The sequence below is a fragment of the Aeromonas sp. V90_14 genome (assembly GCF_029967615.1).
Lineage (GTDB): Bacteria > Pseudomonadota > Gammaproteobacteria > Enterobacterales > Aeromonadaceae > Aeromonas > Aeromonas hydrophila.
Genome location: NZ_JASCAS010000007.1, coordinates 238,990 through 257,500, shown reverse-complemented (window position 1 = coordinate 257,500; position 18,511 = coordinate 238,990). Strand labels below are relative to the sequence as shown.

Genomic DNA, 18,511 nt, shown 5'->3' with positions numbered 1-18,511 from the left:
CGTGGTCATCAAGTTATTAAAAATAGTCTTCTTACTTTATTTTTCAAAATTCTTACAAAAATACTGTTTTCATTTACTTAAAAACTACTTAAATGAACAACGTCAGAGATCCAGTCGATGGCTGATAATTACTGCGCATAAAATCTGAGCATTTTGAGAACACAGACTAGTTCTTTATCCAAGACATCAATCTATTCAGTGACCATTTGCATATCTTCTCGTAACTGGCTCAGTAGTCGGCAAAGCATGAAGGTTATCGTATTTTTTCCGTCTTCACACACTTCTGGCCGTTGTTGTTGAAGACGTTGTAACCAGGCTGGAATAATGACTCCGTACTCGGCAAGTAATACCCGTGGTTGGTTAGCCAGAACTTCAACTATGAGCTGGCGAGCACTACGTAACACCTTGGCTCTGTAGTTTTAACTGATACGAAGTGGATCCCAGGTCGGCAAGCTGTTTCACAAATAGCTAATGCATCGTTAGCATCATTCTTCAGGGGTCTTGCAAAGGCTTTGACATGCTGTGTGGGAATGAATTTTACGTCATAGCCCATAGATATCAGTGTTTGTGGTGGAAATTGGCGCATCATGTGGAGTAGTCTCTGGCGAGATATTTTACGATTCCAGACAACAGAACCATCAGCCATTCATACACATACCTGAAAAACAGACTTGGCAATATCGATTCCAACTACTTTGAGCCTGTTCATGTGGTGCTCCCCTAAGTTGAGCGCAGTCAGCCTAAGTATGAAACTGACCGTGCTGGGTGGGGGCGTCCATCACATCACTACACATCAGCCAATATTGTACAGAAGGATGATAGCCTGACAAGAAAGCTGGGGTATGGATAAAGTGACACCCAAGAAATTAGGCGATGCTGGTGATGCGTAAAGAAGGGCCGGATTACTTGAAAAATATATCGATGTATCACCGTAGTTCATTGGCAGAAGCAATCATATCTAGGTTCAAACAGTTAATGGCGGAGAAGATCGCTCTGAGAAAATACAACGCTCAGGTAGAAGGCGTGATGGTCTATGTGAGTGTGACAAAAAAACTGAATTTGGTCTGCCTGTAAGAAAGCCCCGAGTGTAGTTGTCACTAGGGGCTGTGTAAGTCATGGCTTGCTAGCTGATAGAGGCAACAATGCCTCCTGCGTGACATTGTCATGTGGCATGTGCTTGCCGCCGAGCTGATGATTCTGAATCGTCTAGCTTCGGGAATACTGTGGTCAAGCTTTGAGGCATTATTTGTGGCTAATACTAATCATAGCTAAAGTATGATTCTTATTTAGCCACTGATATGAGACTTGACTGGTAGCGAAACTCTGCTTAGCTATTCTATGTAAATTAATAATTTCTTTTGTTTGTTCGGAACCAGAAAGGCAGATGAGTTGCATTTGTTCCCCTTGTTGGTTGACGCGGCAAGAATCTTCCACAATTGCACCCGCAAAAGAGATCCGTCCAGTACTGATTTTCTGCGTTGCATGTGCTATTGATATGCCCAAGGTTGTTATGGTAAGGGCCACAGCTATTTTCTTCATGTAGATCTCCTGGTTGTTTAGATTATTAGGGAAGCAACCTTTTGTTACCAGGTAGTATATCGGCAATATTAGACAGAACATTAGGGTTTTTGAAGTGGTGTAAATTGTGGTGGTGTTGACTAATTGCAATGTGAGATAACCAGTATATGTATATGCTGTTATCAACTGACACCAATATCAAGTCGAAGTCTTGTTTAATCTACTTAAATGCACACTTCCTTTGGCATTATTTTTAGATTATTTTGAGTATCGCACGAAAGACTCTGTCCCTCTATCATTCTGCCTTTAAGTTTAGTTATTTATAAATCTATTCAGGTTTTTCCGCATCTATTCTACCGATTCATACCAGGTCTCCGTCCCTAGATACGGAAGTACTCACCTCGCAAGATGGGATTTCGTCGCTCGCTAAAGCCGTTACTCTGTGGTCTCTGTACCTTGGTTAGCCGGAGCTAATTTCCTTCCAGTAGCATAAAAGGTTCATAGAAATGATGATCGGTTTTCCAATAAAACTCACGTTAGTTGTCGCCAGTAGAGTTTGAAAGCAGTATGTTTTTCAGCAGCAAGTGTCTAGAGAACAGACCCCTTCCTCCTAAATAATTGATATTTTTAATAGTTGTTTAGGTGTCATGTCATTAGGAATAACAAAAAAATAAATATATAAATAAATCCTAAAATTAACCATTGTTACAGGAAAATACTTGTTGGATCGCATAAAATAATACTGTTGCGTTATGAGAGTCTGTCTTATGCCCCATCAAGCTGATACTTCATTCGATATTGGAGATAAAGTTACTTGCTGCGTTTATGGTAAGGGTGTGATCATTGCGAAACAACCAAAAGACCAAATTAATCGGTGGTTTGATGGGATTGAATGGATCCAGGTTCTCATGCCAAACTATCCATACACCAAGGTCTACTTTGATATTTCTGGTCGCTGTGCAGAAGAAGGAGATTGGTTGGTTAATTACCCAACCCTTTACCATGAAATGCAAAGGCCTATCGTGGAAGTCGTTTCTGAAAATTATCCTTTTTATCTCCGGGATAGAGTGTTCGATTTAATGTGGGGTAAAGGCACTATTATTTCCGTGGACTGGAATGCTTATCGGCCTTTTCGCGTAGTCTTCGATATCTATCCATACAGATATCGGGATGGCTATCCGCAGTCTTTGCTTTACAGAGCGGATGGCACGCGTTTTCAGAGAGATAGTCAACGTTTGTTTCATGAAGTTCAACTCCCGCGAATCATAACCAGTAAATGTATATAAGCGAGTTTAAAGCATTCAATGAAATTATTTAAATAAAAAACTCAGGATACGTTTTAGACCAGATATTAAGAAATTTTATGTGTAAGAAAGCTTATTGAGTACCTTTAGGTAGTTTAATCTATACAGTTAGTAAAACGTATAACGCTAAGGTTGGATTGTATTGCGTCCAGTGAAGGTTACATTTTTTGACCTGCCCATCGAATACTCTCGGCCAATTGACCAAATTTACCTACTGTAACTAGACTCTCTTGAGATCACCAAGATTAAGCGGAAGATAGTTCTAGCATTACATATATAGGTTATGGCAACTGCGATTAATTATTAAGAAGGGTGATTTTTTAAATTTTCATATGCTATAAACATTTTCATAAGAAAATATAAAATTAATATCATTGCTTTGTAAGTGATTGATTTAATTGATTTTTATGTCTCATTAATTATTTTTATTTTCACTTTTTAATATTTTTTATGTGCTGTAATAGTACATGCGTTGCGAGACTTTTGCTTTAAAAAAAAGGATATGCCGTGTCGTTGTGATAGCAGCATTAAAAAGGAATCGCTATATGGCAGTGGAAAGAGAAAAAATTCAACTAGAGCATAACTCTAAATTAATGACAATCGATGTCACCGAGGGCTATATAAAGTTAGGTAATAAAGATAATTTAAGAATGATGAAGCTTGGCAAGCGAGAGGCTGCAATCCTCAGGTTTTTTTTAAAGCATGAGAATGAGGTGGTATCAAAAGATGAATTACTTGAGCATGCATGGAAAGAAACAATAGTTTGTGAAAATAGTGTCGTAGTAGCGGTATCAAATTTAAGGAGATTATTTAGAAAAATAGATGAAGATTGTTGCTGCCTCAAGACTATATCAGGGAAGGGATATCTTTTTTCTGCTGCAGAATCTGGTTTTTTAAAGAAAATTACGCATTGAGGTTATGATATGCCTATCAGGAATATGAGTAGGAATAAAAAAGCCTTATCCCCTTACACTATTAGAAGTATCGAGTTCACCATGAAACTAGAACCTATCATAGAACTATCCAATGGAAATTTACTAGCTTTTGAGGTCTTATCACAATCAAAAGATATAGATGTTAATAACGATTTGTTTTTTAAATGCCTAACAACGGATGAGCTGCTCCAAGTTTTTCAACGCCAGCTAGAGATGTATCAAAAATTAAATGAACAAGATGCTAAATACTTTTCATCTGTATTTATCAATGTGCCAGTAGATTTTGTGTCAGATATGGAGCTTATTATGGAATTATATCCCTTTCATTGTTTATTCAAGATAAACCTGGAAGTCGAGTGTAGTCCAAGTACTTTTTTGGTGAGAGATTCACTGCGTAGTTGTACTAAATTGCTGTCTGCTATGGGGATAAGAATTTGGTTGGATGATATTAAAGTGAGTGAAATTTCAGCTGCCAAAAATTTAATATCCCAGCGAGTCATTTATGGTGTAAAAATTGATAAAATAAGTTTTTGGGATAGTTATTATAAGAAGCTTAATCTGACCAATATAATTAAAGGCCTAAGTGACCGAATAATTTTAGAAGGAGTAGAGGATATATCTCACCTTAACTATGCAAAGAGTCAGTCAATTATGTATGGACAAGGTTATTTATGGCCAACAATATGATTACATATTTATACCATTATACATCGCTTGAAATATTTTCAAGTTTTGAAATACGGGCTTGTTTCGTTCTTGTTATCTGTGCAGAGCTAGTCATTACCAGATTCTGGTTTGAGACTAGTCTCTGTCGTGGTTCAACTACATTAGGACACATAGTTAAGCCGCTTTTCGGCTTCTGCTGGCGGTATCCCATCATTGTGTTGTTGTGGGTGCCGCCAGTTGTAATTATTCATCAGAGAGTCGCTAATATCCCGCTTCGCTTCCCGCCGACTCATGCTCTCGGTCATGCGATAGCACCACAGTAGTTACCGGAATAACCGGCTGCCGTATTGGCTGTCTTGGTTGGAGTGAAACAACGCGCCTGACGGGTAACCCCGCTGTTGATAGGCCATCTCCAGCCTTTTTATTACCTGCTCTCGGGCGTGTCAGCGATTGTCCAACCCATGCCTAGGGGGGGGGGAGGGGTCGAGTACCGCGGCCAAGTAATGAATGATTATCGGCCCATATTTAGGTGTATCGCCGCACTGCAGCTGATTCGGTTGCAGAACATCAAACTCAGGCGTCAGCTAATTGAGACTATCCGGTCATTCAGACCGAGCAACTAGATAGTGATAAACAAAGGGCTGTTTGGATTCCAGCCCCGCCTCCTTCATTAGACGACGAACTGTGAATCGATCGATTTGATACCCCAGCTCTCGCATTATCGACATCAAGGCCCGGCTACCGGCTGAACCCCGACTCTCGGTGAACAGGCGCCGCAGCACGCTTTCTTACTGCGCCCATTCGCGGTCAATGGTGCGGGTATGAGCCAGATAGTCATAGAAATAGGAAGTTGGAATACCGAAAGAGCAACAGACCCACGTGATGGGGGCTTGTTCCCTTAATCGGTCTATCAGAGGGAACGTTCGAGTTAGTCAGCTATCAAGAGAGCAGTGGCTTTTTTAGAATGGCATTTTCACGTTCAAGTCAGTTGATGCAGGCTTTAGTTCCTGGATTTTCTGCTGCTCTGGGGTCAGCTGCTTTGCTGATTGGAGTCGTGCCACAGAGTTGGGGCAGAAGTTGCTCAACCCTGCGTTGAAGCACAGTTTCGCCAATATCCAGTGAACAGCTGGATTCGGAGATGGAATAGGCTTGGTAGAGCGCCAGGGATGCGGCTTCCAGTTTGAACTCGGCAGTAAATGAGCGACACAATCTTGTCATTGAACACCTCAGGTCTGGGTGGCGACTGTACCACCTAAAATGATGTCCGGGATGATTAGACCACTACGTGATATCCACCGTAAGACCTTTTGTTACTAAGAATAGTGTCCTACCGCTTGTTAAATGTGGTACCCCATATGGTACCCAAAGCCTAAAAAACAAAAATGGTTAGCTTCATCACGAAACTAACCATTTTTATTATATGGTGCCGGTAATAGGAGTTGAACCTACGACCTTCGCATTACGAATGCGCTGCTCTACCAACTGAGCTATACCGGCGTGCCACTAGATTCCCGAAAACAGCGGGGCAAGTCAATGAGCTGTGCTCAGTTTTATGAGTGGGCTCATGGAGTTACGGTCAATGTCAGAGGTCGGCGAACTCCGGAATATGGGCCCGGCCGCGGCTTTCGAGAAAATCGAGCAGCGCACGGGGGGAGCGCGCCAGGATCCGCTCTGCCGGGAAGCCGGCTTCGGTGACCAGTCGGTGGCAGTGCTCGAAATCCCCGAGGCTGAATGCCACGTGGGAGTCGGAGCCGAAGGTGAGGTAGGCACCCATGTCCCGCGCCGCCTCGACGATGGCGCGGCAGTTGTTTTCACTGCCCGGGCGGGAGTGGCTGAAGGAGGAGTTGTTGAGCTCCAGCGCCACCCGATACTCTGCCGCTGCCTTGACCACGGCCTGGATATCGATGGGGAAGGCGGGATTGCCGGGGTGGCTTATCATGTCGACCCGGCCGCTCCTGATGGCGTTGATCATGGCCTGGGTGTGGGTGGCCTGGTCGCAGGGGGGAAACACCGGCTCGTGAAAGCCCGCCATGATCATGTCGAGCCGCGACTCGTAGCGCTCAGGGAAGTCTATTTCACCGTCGATGTTCTTGATGTTGGCTTCGATACCGCGCAGGATGCCGACCCCGTCGACTACCCGTGGCAACACGTGCAGATTGACGAAGTGCCAGAAGTGGGGGGCATCGGCCATGTCGGGGCCATGATCCGTGGTAGCGAACAGCTTGATCCCCTTTGCCTTGGCGATGGGCAGGTAGTCGTGAATGGTGCTGTAGGCGTGGGTGCTGGCGACGGTGTGGGTGTGGGTATCGACCGTGTACTTCATCTTATCTTCCCCTCTGGCGTGAGGCGCCAGCATAGCAAAGGCGGCGGGTCGAGACCATGTCGTGGCTTGTCATACTTTGTCACAAATTGGGGTCTGGCTGACAAAGTTTGAACACGCTTGGCGGTCATGATGGCGTCATCGATGAAAGCCTGAACTCGCATCGATGGGTTGGATCAGGATGGTGCAACCTCATTTCCCCGCCGTCGCGCCCTGCGACGGTTTTTTTTGCCTGTTTGCCAGCACGCTGCGAGGTTACCGGGCAAAAAAATGCCCAACTAGCATGAAGCAGGTTGGGCGAGACTTAATGTTTAATTGCAGTGGCATAGATATAGAGTCCGATTCGTCCGTGAAGTTCCCGCCTTGTTCCCCATTTTCAACAAAAACATTTCACTAACACCTGTTCACATTCTCTTGACACAAAAGGTTGTGAAACGTACTTTTTAAACATTCGTTTAAGTGAGGTGTCCTGTGAGTAAAATCGATACCAAAAACCGCATTCTCGATGCCGCTGAGGTGTTGTTTGCCGAACGGGGGTTCGCCGATACCTCTTTGCGCCTGATCACCAGCGAGGCCGATGTCAATCTGGCGTCGGTGAACTACCACTTCGGCTCCAAGAAGGAGCTGATCCAGGCGGTGCTCGATCGCTATCTGAGCCTGTTCATGCCCGAGCTGGATGCACGCCTGCATACCCTGATGGCGCAGGAGCAGCTGACTCTGCTGCAGGTGTTCGAGAGCTTTGTCGACCCGCTGATGAAGCTGGTGGCGGTGCGCACCAACGGCCCGGCTATCTTCATGCAGCTGCTGGGTCGTGGCTATATCGACAGCCAGGGCCACCTGCGCCGCTTCATCACCGCCCACTACGGCCCCATTTTGCAACGGATCACCCAGGCCATCTCCAAGGCCAACCCGGCCTTGTCGCCGGCGGATCTGTTCTGGCGGCTGCACTTCACCCTGGGCACTGTCGTATTCACCATGGCCTCGGCCGATGCGCTGCGCGACATCGCCCAGGCCGATTTCGGCCAGCAGCTCGATGTGGAGGGGCTGGTACGCAACGTCATTCCTTATCTGGCGTCCGGTGTCGGGGCGCCCGTGGAGTCGACCAGGCTCTCCCTGGCCGTGTAACAACCAACAATAAATCAACGGAAACAGTGAAATAGAAGGAACTTGAGTATGATCACATTGCTTATCCTGCTGGTGCTGGCGATAGCCGTCGTGCTCGGCGTGCCCTCCATCCGTAAAAAGGTGGTCACCCGCCCGGTGTTCGGCATCTTCAAGAAGATACTGCCGCCCTTGTCGGCCACCGAGCGGGAGGCCATGGAAGCCGGCTCCGTCTGGTGGGATGGGGAGCTGTTTCGCGGCAACCCCGACTGGAAAAAACTGCACGGCTACGGCAAGGCGACGCTGACCGCAGAGGAGCAGGCCTTTATCGACAACCAGGTCGAAACCCTGCTCGCCATGGTCGACGACTTCAAGATCGTCAACGAAACCAAAGACCTGCCGGAGCCGGTGTGGGACTATCTGAAGAAGGAAGGCTTCTTCTCCCTGATCATCCCGAAATCCTACGGCGGCCGCGAATTTTCGGCGATTGCCAACTCCACCATCGTCACCCGCATTGCCACCAAGAGCCTGAGCGTGGCGGTTACCGTCATGGTGCCGAACTCCCTAGGCCCGGGCGAGCTGCTGATGCACTACGGCACCCAGGCCCAGAAAGATTTCTGGCTGCCGGGGCTGGCCAATGGCAAAGAGGTGCCCTGCTTCGCCCTGACCGGGCCGGAAGCGGGCTCCGATGCGGGCGCCATTCCTGACAAGGGGATCGTCTGCAAGGGGATGCACAAGGGTGAAGAGGTGCTGGGTATTCGCCTCAACTGGAACAAGCGCTACATCACCCTGGCGCCGCGCGCCACCGTGCTGGGACTGGCGTTCAAACTCTATGACCCGGAAAAACTGCTGGGCGACAAGGAAGAGCTCGGCATCACCTGCGCGCTTATCCCAACCAGCCACCCCGGCGTGCGCGTCGGCGATCGCCACTATCCCATGGGTCTGGCGTTCCTGAACGGCCCGACCTTCGGCAAGGATGTGTTCATTCCGCTCGACTGGATCATCGGCGGCCCGGATTACGCCGGCCGCGGCTGGCGCATGCTGGTGGAGTGCCTCTCCGCCGGTCGCGGCATCTCGCTGCCTGCTCTGGGCACCGCTTGCGGTCACATGGCGAGCCGCACCGTGGGCGCCTACTCCTATGTGCGCAAGCAGTTCGGCATGTCCATCGGCAAGTTTGAAGGGGTGCAGGAAGCGCTGGCCCGCATCGGCGGCCTCACCTATCAGCTCGAAGGGGCTCGTCGCATGACCGCAGGTTCCTTGGACTTGGGTCAGGCTCCAGCCATCGTCACTGCGATTTCCAAGTACCACATGACCGAGATGGCGCGCCAGATCATGGATGACTCCATGGACATCCACGCCGGCCGCGCCATCCAGCTGGGCCCGAAAAACTACACCGGCTACGCCTACATGGGCATTCCGGTCGCCATCACGGTGGAAGGGGCCAACATCCTGACCCGCAACCTGATGATCTTCGGGCAAGGCGCCACCCGCTGCCACCCGTACGTCTTTGCCGAGCTGGAAGCGGCGGCCGACACTGACGTGGAGCGCGGTCTCGAGAAGTTTGACGCCCTGCTGATGAAGCACATCGCCTTCGGCGCCGGCAACTTCTTCGGTTCCCTGTTCCAGGGGCTGACCCTGGGTCAGTTCAACAGCGCGCCGGTAGCCGGTGAAACCGCCCGCTACTACAAGCAGCTCTCCCGCATGAGTAAAGGGCTGGCGCTGTGCGCCGACGTCTCCATGCTGATGCTGGGTGGCGATCTCAAGCGCAAGGAGATGATCTCCGCCCGTCTGGGTGACGTGCTGAGCCACCTCTACCTGGCCTCCGCCACCCTCAAGCACTACGAGGATCAGGGCCGTATGGTCTCCGATCTGCCGTTCGTGCAGTACGCGGTGGAGCGCAACCTCTACCTGATTGGCAAGGCGTTCGAGGGTTTCTTCCAGAACTTCCCGAACAAGGTGGTGGGAGCAGTGCTCAAGCGCGTGGTGTTCCCGTTCGGCGTCGGTTACAAGATGCCGGCCGACGATCGTTGCCACGCCATCTGTCTGGCCATGATGAAGCCGGGCGAGTTCCGCGACCGCCTGACGGCGCTGTGCTATGTGGGCAAGGACGAGGCGGATCCGGTCGGCCTGATGGAGCGTGCCTTCCAGGCCATGGTCGCAGTGCAGCCCTACGAGAAGAAACTGGTGCAGGCCCAGAAAGAGGGCAAACTGCCCCGCAAACTGGCGCTGCCGGAGCTGGTGGCCGCTGCTCTGTCTCAGTCCATCCTGAGCAAGGACGAGGCGGACAAGCTGCTGGCCGCCGATGCCCTGCGCTACGATGCGATCCAGGTGGACAACTTTGCCCCGGGCGAGCTGGAGGGGTTATCCCAGCAAAATCCGGTGGTGCACGCCGCCTGAGAGAGCGCTCACTCCTGAACCTGAAACCGGCCGTCATGGCCGGTTTTTTTGTTTGTTAACCCTGCATTTACAACCTCGATTAATTCCAGTTTAATGCAATGGCCCCTCACCCTTGGGGCAGGAAGCAAGGCCAGCGGAATGGCCGACAACAACAAACTCAGGAAGAGTGAATGAATCTCGCCAAAACGGCGATCGAACGCCCCATCTGGGTGGCGGTCTCGATCGTGCTGATTTTTCTGCTGGGCCTGCTCAGCATCCGGGGGCTGCCGATCCAGCTGTTTCCCGATATCGATCGCCCGCACCTCAACATCTCGGTGGACTGGCGCTCGGCCTCGCCCCAGGAGATGGAGTCGGAGATAACCGACCCCATCGAACAGGAGATGCAGGGGGTGCAGGGGCTCAAGAACCTCACCAGCAACAGCTTCCCCGGTTTTACCGAAATCGACCTGGAGTTTGCCCTCGGCACCGACATGCAGCGGGCCCAGCTCGACGTCATCTCCCGCCTGAACCGGGTCTCCGGCCTGCCGGACAAGATTGGCGGCCCCTACGTCAACAACTACAGCAGCAACGATACCCTTACCTTCTTCTTCATCCAGCAGTTGCCCGGTGCCAAGGGGCAGATCGATGATCACCAGGCGCTGATCGAGGCGCGGGTCAAGCCGGAGCTGGAGCGGATCCCCGGGGTGTCGACAGTCGACATCGAGGGGATCAACGAGCGCCAGATCCAGATCCGCTTCGACCCTTACCGCGCCGCCGAACTGGGGGTGGAGATCCCGGTACTGGCCAGCCGGGCCAGCACCGGCTGGGACGTCTCCGCCGGCACCCTCGACATCGGTCGCTGGGAGTACAAGCTGCGCTTTGCCGGCCGCTACGACGTGGCGACCCTGGGAGACAAGGTGGTGGACTGGCGCGACGGCCTGCCCATCTACCTGCGGGATGTGGCGGAAATCAGGGTGGCCCGGGAAGAGAACCCGGTGCTGCGCATCCAGAACGGCAACACCGCCATCGCGGCCCAGATCTTCAAGGAGAGCGGTGCCAACGCCCTGGCGGCGCTGGAGGCGATCAAGCTCAAGGTGGGCGAGCTCAACCGCGAGGTGCTGGAGCCGGTCGGGCTGCACATGGAGCAGTCGTTCGACGCCTCCCTCTACATCAACCGGGCGGTGGGCATGGTGACCGCCAATCTGGGGCTTGGTGTGCTGCTCTCCTGCGCCATCCTCTGGGTCTTTCTGCGCCAGCTCAAGGCGACCCTGATGATCGCTATCGCCATTCCCATCAGCATCATGCTCACCTTCTGCCTGCTCAAGGTGCTGGGGCGGACCCTCAACGTCATCTCGCTGGCGGGGATCGCCTTTGCGGTGGGCATGGTGCTCGATGCCGCCATCGTGGTGCTGGAGAGCATCTACCGGCGCCACGAGCGGGGGGATCTGAGCAAGGCGGAGGCGGCGCTGGAAGGCACCAGCCGGGTGTGGACCGCGCTGGTAGCCTCCACCCTGACCACGGTCGCTATCTTCCTGCCGGTGCTGCTGCTCAACGACGTGGAGGGTCAGCTGTTTGCCGATCTGGCGCTGACCATCGCCTGCGCGGTGACCGTCTCCATGCTGGTGGCGGTCACCGTGCTGCCGGCGGTGGCGGCGCGCTGGATGGGACGTGAGCGGCTGATCGATCCCTATGAGGGGCTGTGGCAGGGCACCACCCGACGGGTGATCCGCTGGACCGGCACCTCCCGCCAGCGCTGGACCGTCATCACCCTGATGATGAGCCTGCCGGCGCTGGCCACCTGGGCCCTGTTGCCGAAGATGGACTATCTGCCGGATGTGAAGCGCGATGCGGTGGATGTCTGGATGAACTTCACCCCGGGTTTCAACCTGCAGGCCCAGCGCGAGGAGGTGATCGACACCCTGATCGCCCGCCTCGCCCCCTACATGAAGGGGGAGCGGGAGCCGGCCCTCAAGAATTACTACATCCTGCGCTATCCGGGCGGCGCCCAGATCGGGGTGCGGCCGAAAGAGGAGGAGCAGATCAAGGTGCTGGAGCAGCTGTTGATGAAGCAGCTGCTGGTGGGGATCCCCGACACCCAGGTGTTTGGCGGCCAGGGGTCGCTGTTCGGCGGCTTTGACAGCGAGAACGGCATCTCCCTGCTGCTGCAGGGGGGCAATCTGGCCGAGCTCTACCAGGCGGCGCGGGCCGCCATGGCCATCGTCAAACAGGATCTGCCGGGCGCTCAGGTGAGGCCGCAGCCGGATCTCGATTTCACCGCCCCCGAGCTGCGGCTGGTGCCGCAGGACAGGCGTCTGGCCGAGGTGGGCTGGGATCGCACGCCCATGCCCGCCATCATCCAGACCTTCGGTGACGGGCTGCGGGTCGGCGAGTATTTCGACGGGGAGGAGCGGCTCGACATCATGCTGATGGGACAGACCTCGGCCAACCCGGACGAGCTCAAGGCGGTGCCGCTGGCGACCCCGTCCGGGCGCATAGTGCCGCTCGGCGAGCTGCTGCGGGTCGAGCACGACATGGGGCCGGCCAGCATCTTTCGGGCCGATGGTCGGCGCAGCATCAGCCTGCAGATCTCGCCCCCGGCGGGGATGAGCATGGAGCAGGTGCTCGATACCCTGCAGAGCAAAAGCTTTGCCGCCATCCGGCCACTGCTGCCCGCCGGCGGTGAGCTGCGGGTCTCCGGCAATGCCGACAGCTTGCAGCAGGCGCTCGGCAATCTGGGGGCCATCTTCCTGTTTGCCGTGATGATCCTGCTGATCCTGTTGTGGGGGGTCTTTGCCTCCCTCAAGGATGCCGTGCTGGTGCTGCTGACCCTGCCGCTTGCCACCGTCGGCGGCGTGCTGGCGCTGCACCTGAGCGGGCTCTTGGTGCCGCTGCCGATGGATCTGCTGACCATCATCGGCTTCGTCATTTTGCTGGGGTTGGTGGTCAACAACGCCATCCTGCTGGTGCATCAGACCCGCACCGCGGAACGGGAGGGGATGAGCCGCCAGCTGGCGGTGGCCGATGCCCTGCAAAGCCGGATGCGGCCCATCGCCATGACCAGCCTCACCAGCATTTTCGGCATGCTGCCGTTGATGCTGAGTCCGAGCGAGGGCAGTGAAATCTATCGGGGGCTGGCCACCGTCATCGTTGGCGGCATGAGCTGCAGCACCCTGTTTACCCTGATCCTGTTGCCCGCTTTCCTGCGACTGGGAGAGCGGGCCGAACCACCGCTCGCCCTGCGCCAGCGGGCCTGAGCAAGGAGCTCATCGATGACACACGGTTTTACAAGGATGGTAGTGGGCGCGGCGCTGCTGGCGGGAGGCGTGTTCCCCGCGCTGGCCCAGGGCAAGATGGTGACCCTGGCGGACGTGACCCGGGGGGAGGCGGCAGCCAGCATCTGGGTCAGCGGTACGGTGGCGAGTCACCAGCAGGCGGCGCTCAGCGCCGAGGTGAGCGGCCGGGTGGAGTGGATCGCCGACTTCGGCAGCCGGGTCAGCAAGGGGGATGAGCTGCTGCGCCTCGACAGTGCGGCGCTGCGGCTCTCGCTGGAGCAGGCCCAGGCCGAGCAGGCCAAGTGGGAGAGCAACGTGCGTTTCGCCCGCGCCGAGTTTGGCCGGCTGGCGACGCTGCACCGCCAGAAGAGCACCTCCCAGAGCCAGTATGACAAGGCGCGCTACGACGTGGAGCAGGCTGAACTGGCCGAGCGGCTGGCACGGGTACAGGTGCGCCAGATTGAGGAGCAACTGCGCAGAAGCCACATCTTCGCCCCGTTCGACGGGGTGGTGAACAACCACTTCATCCAGCCGGGGGAGCATGTGGATGCCGGCGAGCAGGCGCTGGAGCTGGTCAATCCCGATCAGCCCGACATCCGGCTGCAGGCCCCCATCGTCTGGGCCGGTCAGCTGGTGCCCCAGACCCGGCTGCGGGTGGAAGGGGAGCAGCTCAGCGGCCACGGGGTCTATTACCAGCGGGCGGCGAGCGCCGATCCCAAGTCGCGCCTCATCGAGCTGCGCCTCAAGCCCGAAGCGGGCCGCTTCATCATCGGTTCGCCGGTGCGGGTGGCGCTGCCGCTGGCGGAGCCGCAGACCATGCTGCTGCCGCGCGATGCCCTGGTGCTCAACACCGAGGGGAGCGTGGTCTATCAGGTGGAGCAGCGCGGCGAGGAGCTGACGGTGAACCGGGTGCCGGTGACCGTGCTGTTTGGCGACAGCCGGCAGGTGGCGGTGAGCGGGGCGCTCAAGCAGGGGGACAGGGTGGTGGTGCGCGGCGCCGGCAGCTTGCAGGATGGCGACAAGGTCGAACTGTTTCGCGGCTGAGGCGGCGGTTTCGCCATAAAAAAACGGCTCCTGCGGGAGCCGTTTTTGGTGCCGGTGAAGGGCGATTACTCGACCATCATCACCTTGCAGGTGTTGGTACTGCCGACGGTTTCCATCTTGTCGCCGTGGGTCAGCAACACCATGTCGCCGCTTTGCAGCAGTCCCTTGGCCTTGAGCACGTCCAGCGCGTCGCGGCACACCTCGTAGACCGGCTTGGTCTCGTCGCCGTCGAACAGCACCGGGGTGACGCCGCGGTAGAGGTTGGTCCAGGCCAGGGTCTTGTTGTGCGGTGACATGGCGAAGATCGGCAGGCCGGAGCTGATGCGGGACATCAGCAGCGGGGTGGTGCCCGATTCGGTCAGCGCCACGATCGCCTTGACCCCTTCCAGGTGGTTGGCTGCATACATGGTGGACATGGCGACGGCCTCTTCCACCGAAGTGAAGGTGTAGCTCATACGGTGGTTGGAGACGTTCAGGCTCGGGTGCTTCTCGGCACCGACGCAGACGCTGGCCATGGAGGTGACGGTCTCGATGGGGAACTGACCGGCGGCGGTCTCGGCGGAGAGCATCACCGCATCGGTACCGTCCAGCACGGCGTTGGCCACGTCCATCACTTCGGCGCGGGTCGGCAGCGGCGCGTTGATCATCGACTCCATCATCTGGGTGGCGGTGATGACCACACGGTTCAGACGGCGGGAGTGGCGAATGAGTTTCTTCTGCACGCCGACCAGCTCGGGATCGCCGATTTCGACACCCAAGTCACCACGGGCCACCATGACGGCATCGGAGCCGAGGATGATGTCTTCCATCGCCTCGTCGGTGGCGACGGTTTCGGCGCGCTCGACCTTGGCCACGATCTTGGCGTTGGAGCCGGCTTCGCGGGCCAGCTCGCGGGCGTAACGCAGGTCATCGCCGCAGCGGGGGAAGGAGACGGCCAGGTAGTCCACGTTCATGCGGGCGGCGGTCTTGATGTCTTCCTTGTCCTTCTCGGTCAGGGCCGGGGCGGAGAGACCGCCACCCTTCTTGTTGATGCCCTTGTTGTTGGAGAGCGGACCGGCCACGGTGACCGTGGTGTGGATGCGGGTGCCTTCGACCTGCTCCACCTTCAGCTGCACGCGACCGTCGTCCAGCAGCAGGATGTCGCCGGCGATCACGTCGCCCGGCAGGCTCTTGTAGTCGATGCCGACCTGCTCCTGGCAGCCTTCACCCTTGCCGAGGGCGGCATCGAGGATGAACTTGTCGCCGACGGCCAGATAGATCTTGCCGTCCTTGAAGGTGGAAACGCGGATCTTGGGGCCCTGCAGGTCGCCCATGATGGCGACGTGACGACCCAGCTTGGCGGCGATGTCACGCACCTGGTTGGCGCGCAGGATGTGGTCTTCAGCAGTGCCGTGGGAGAAGTTCATCCGCACCATGTCGGCGCCGGCACGGATGATCCCCTCGAGGATCCCTTCGCGATCGGTGGCCGGACCGAGTGTGGTTACAATCTTTGTACGTCTTGGCATGAAAGACTCCAGTTTTGAAGTTGATATGACTTGAGATACTGCCCCGTCAAGCGCATGACCCATTGCACCCGCTTGCAAGCCATCTGGGTGGCTTTTGTTACTAAATTACAATACTACACCAAGGAAGGTGGCAGAGACAGCCGGGGGCCGAGGCCCCCGCTGCTTACGAAGAGTGGGGTGTATCAAAGCGGGATTCGCGCAAACCTTCTTTGACTTTCTTCAGGTTTTCGCGAAATTTCATGCCGCGGCGCAGGGTGAAACCGGTCGCCAGCACGTCCACCAGGGCGAGCTGGGCGATGCGCGATGCCATCGGCATGTAGACGTCGGTGTCTTCCGGCACGTCCATGGAGAGCACCAGGTTGCACTCGCGCGCCAGCGGGGAATCCTTGGCGGTCATGCCGATGACGGTGGCGTCGTTCTCGCGGGCCAGCGCGGCAATCTCCACCAGCGCCTTGGTGCGGCCGGTGTGGGAGATGAGCACCACCACGTCCCCTTCGCTGCTGTTGATGCAGCTCATGCGCATCATGACGATGTCATCGAAGCTCACTACCGGGATGTTGAAGCGGAAGAACTTGTTCTGGGCATCGCGGGCGACGGCGGAGGAGGCGCCAAGGCCAAAGAAGCTGATCTTCTTGGACTGGGTCAGGATATCGACGCAGCGATTGATGGCGGAGATGTCCAGGCTGTTCTTGGCGGCATCGAGGCAGGCCATGGTGGATTCGAAGATCTTGGCGGTATAGGTATCGGGCCCGTCTTCCGCCTCCACGTGGCGGTTCACATAGGGCGTGCCGTTGGCCAGGCTCTGGGCCAGATGCAGTTTGAAATCGGGAAAGCCTTTGGTATCGAGACGGCGGCAGAAACGGTTGACGGTCGGCTCGCTGACGTCAGCCATCTTGGCGAGGGTGGCGATACTGGAGTGGATGGCCGTCTGCGGGGAGGCCAGGATGACCTCGGCGACTTTACGCTCTGATTTACTGAAACTTTCCAAATTATTAGTAATTTTATCAAGGGTATTCATCATCACCACCAGGCGTTTTTGTAATTTAGCTTCAGTGTCTTTGCACTAAATTCATGGCTAAGCAGGTTTCCAATCAACTTGATGACTATACAAGACAAGCTCTTATCGAAACTAATCTCGGCCCTGCAAAGTATGACTCATGTCTAATTATTTCGTTGTTTTGGTTACAAACTTCCAGTCATTCCGTGAAAGCGCTTACAAATGTTGCAAAGCAACAACACTGTGAGCGGGCGCACAGTTGCACCCATCAAACGCGCCGCAAGGGGAGGGGCTCGGGTAGAATTGGCTCCAAATAATAAGTGCGGGACGGTAACGGCCGCCCCGACCCCAGTAACGAAGGAGTTGTTTTATGCAGCATACCCATGCGCTGGTCGGCGACGTAGGCGGCACCAATGCCCGGTTGGCCCTGTGCGAGCTGGCAACCGGCACCATTTCCCGGGCCAAGACCTATTCCGGGCTGGCCCATCCCAGTCTGGAAGCCGTGGTTCGCCTCTATCTGGATGAACACAAGGTGCAGGTGGGCGAAGCCTGCATTGCCATCGCCTGCCCCATCAACGGCGACTGGGTCGCCATGACCAACCACAGCTGGGAGTTTTCCATCAGCGAGATGCAGGCCAATCTGGGCCTGAGCCGGTTGCAGGTGATCAACGATTTCACCGCCGTCTCCATGGCGGTGCCGGTGCTGGACGCGGCTGACTGCATCCAGCTGGGAGGCGCGGCGCCCGTGGCCGGCAAGCCCATCGCCATCTACGGGGCCGGCACCGGCCTTGGGGTCGCCCACCTGGTGCACACCGGCGAGCAGTGGCTGAGTCTGCCAGGCGAGGGTGGCCACGTGGACTTTGCCGCCAACAGCGAAGAAGAGGATGCGGTGCTGCAGGTGATGCGCGCCGAGCTGGGCCACGTCTCGGCCGAGCGGCTGCTCTCCGGCCCCGGCCTCGTCAACATCTACCGTGGTCTGGTGAAATCCGACGGCCGCGAGCCACAGGCGTTCGAACCCAAGGACATCACCGAGCGTGCGCTGGCGGGCGAGTGCCTGGACTGCCGCCGTACCTTGAGCCTGTTCTGCGTGCTGATGGGCCGCTTTGCCGGCAACCTGGCGCTCAACATGGGTACCTTCGGCGGCGTCTACATCGCCGGCGGCATAGTGCCGCGCTTTCAGGAGTTCTTCATCGGCTCGGGCTTTCGGGTGGCCTTCGAAGACAAGGGGCGTTTCAAATCCTACCTCAAGGATATCCCCGTCTTCCTCATCACCCACGAGGGGCCGGGTCTGCTCGGTGCCGGCGCCTATCTGCGCCAGTCGCTCGGCATCAAGTTATAAGCCGGCGGCTTGCCAGGGGACGGATCGGCCATGGTTCAGCCTTGATTCAGTGACCATGGCGTAGAGTGTCAACACGTACTCAAGAGGGCAGGGCTCCATAAGGAGTTGGGACTTGTCTTCATCCGCTGGGTGCG

Annotated in this window: 12 protein-coding genes, 1 tRNA gene and 2 pseudogenes; 9 read left to right on the top strand and 6 right to left on the bottom strand. The window is 55.6% G+C overall.

Annotated features, from left to right (window positions below):
- Positions 1-822: 822 nt before the first annotated feature.
- A pseudogene (locus tag QLG02_RS08045) lies at positions 823-1,091 on the top strand (IS5/IS1182 family transposase); the annotation flags it as partial.
- Between the two features lie 151 nt (positions 1,092-1,242).
- Here the strand turns inward: QLG02_RS08045 and QLG02_RS08040 are convergent.
- A complete protein-coding gene (locus QLG02_RS08040) occupies positions 1,243-1,539 on the bottom strand; it encodes a type 1 fimbrial protein (protein ID WP_282464925.1) in 297 nt (98 codons plus the stop codon).
- Between the two features lie 746 nt (positions 1,540-2,285).
- On the opposite strand from QLG02_RS08040, the gene QLG02_RS08035 reads away from it, so the two are divergent.
- From QLG02_RS08035 to QLG02_RS08025, 3 genes are all read left to right on the top strand, one after another.
- A complete protein-coding gene (locus QLG02_RS08035; RefSeq protein ID WP_282464924.1) occupies positions 2,286-2,804 on the top strand; it encodes a hypothetical protein in 519 nt (172 codons plus the stop codon).
- A gap of 563 nt (positions 2,805-3,367) precedes the next feature.
- Positions 3,368-3,736: a winged helix-turn-helix domain-containing protein gene (locus QLG02_RS08030; protein ID WP_201903579.1), complete on the top strand. Its 369-nt coding sequence runs from the start codon at positions 3,368-3,370 to the stop codon at positions 3,734-3,736.
- Positions 3,737-3,745: 9 nt separating this feature from the next.
- Positions 3,746-4,444 (top strand): EAL domain-containing protein, encoded by a 699-nt coding sequence (locus QLG02_RS08025; protein WP_348994621.1) that lies wholly within the window; start codon positions 3,746-3,748, stop codon positions 4,442-4,444.
- A 140-nt stretch (positions 4,445-4,584) separates the two neighbouring features.
- Here QLG02_RS08025 and QLG02_RS08020 read toward each other — a convergent pair.
- The 3 genes and pseudogenes from QLG02_RS08020 to QLG02_RS08010 form a co-directional block, all read right to left on the bottom strand.
- Positions 4,585-5,641: pseudogene (locus QLG02_RS08020) on the bottom strand (IS3 family transposase).
- Positions 5,642-5,844: 203 nt separating this feature from the next.
- Positions 5,845-5,920: transfer RNA gene (locus tag QLG02_RS08015), tRNA-Thr, on the bottom strand.
- An 85-nt stretch (positions 5,921-6,005) separates the two neighbouring features.
- A complete protein-coding gene (locus QLG02_RS08010; protein ID WP_118881649.1) occupies positions 6,006-6,746 on the bottom strand; it encodes a phosphatase in 741 nt (246 codons plus the stop codon).
- A 468-nt stretch (positions 6,747-7,214) separates the two neighbouring features.
- On the opposite strand from QLG02_RS08010, the gene QLG02_RS08005 reads away from it, so the two are divergent.
- The 4 genes from QLG02_RS08005 (at position 7,215) to QLG02_RS07990 (ending at position 14,536) form a co-directional block, all read left to right on the top strand.
- On the top strand, positions 7,215-7,868 hold the full coding sequence (locus QLG02_RS08005) for a TetR/AcrR family transcriptional regulator (protein ID WP_011705252.1): 654 nt from the start codon (positions 7,215-7,217) through the stop codon (positions 7,866-7,868).
- Positions 7,869-7,916: 48 nt separating this feature from the next.
- Positions 7,917-10,241, top strand: coding sequence for an acyl-CoA dehydrogenase (locus tag QLG02_RS08000; RefSeq protein WP_282464922.1), 2,325 nt, complete (start codon positions 7,917-7,919; stop codon positions 10,239-10,241).
- Between the two features lie 170 nt (positions 10,242-10,411).
- Positions 10,412-13,474, top strand: coding sequence for an efflux RND transporter permease subunit (locus QLG02_RS07995; RefSeq protein ID WP_282464921.1), 3,063 nt, complete (start codon positions 10,412-10,414; stop codon positions 13,472-13,474).
- A gap of 15 nt (positions 13,475-13,489) precedes the next feature.
- The gene (locus tag QLG02_RS07990; protein ID WP_282464920.1) at positions 13,490-14,536 is read left to right on the top strand and encodes an efflux RND transporter periplasmic adaptor subunit; all 1,047 of its coding nucleotides are present in this window, start codon (positions 13,490-13,492) and stop codon (positions 14,534-14,536) included.
- A 65-nt stretch (positions 14,537-14,601) separates the two neighbouring features.
- Here the strand turns inward: QLG02_RS07990 and pyk are convergent, their stop codons facing one another.
- Entirely contained in the window at positions 14,602-16,041 is a 1,440-nt protein-coding gene (gene pyk / locus QLG02_RS07985) for a pyruvate kinase (protein ID WP_011705256.1), read from the bottom strand.
- Between the two features lie 163 nt (positions 16,042-16,204).
- On the bottom strand, positions 16,205-17,059 hold the full coding sequence (locus QLG02_RS07980; protein ID WP_005298732.1) for a MurR/RpiR family transcriptional regulator: 855 nt from the start codon (positions 17,057-17,059) through the stop codon (positions 16,205-16,207).
- A gap of 349 nt (positions 17,060-17,408) precedes the next feature.
- Between QLG02_RS07980 and glk the strand changes: the two genes are divergently transcribed.
- Positions 17,409-18,377 carry a glucokinase gene (gene glk / locus QLG02_RS07975; RefSeq protein ID WP_241870984.1) on the top strand — a complete coding sequence of 323 codons (969 nt, stop codon included), beginning with the start codon at positions 17,409-17,411 and terminating at the stop codon, positions 18,375-18,377.
- Positions 18,378-18,511: the final 134 nt, after the last annotated feature.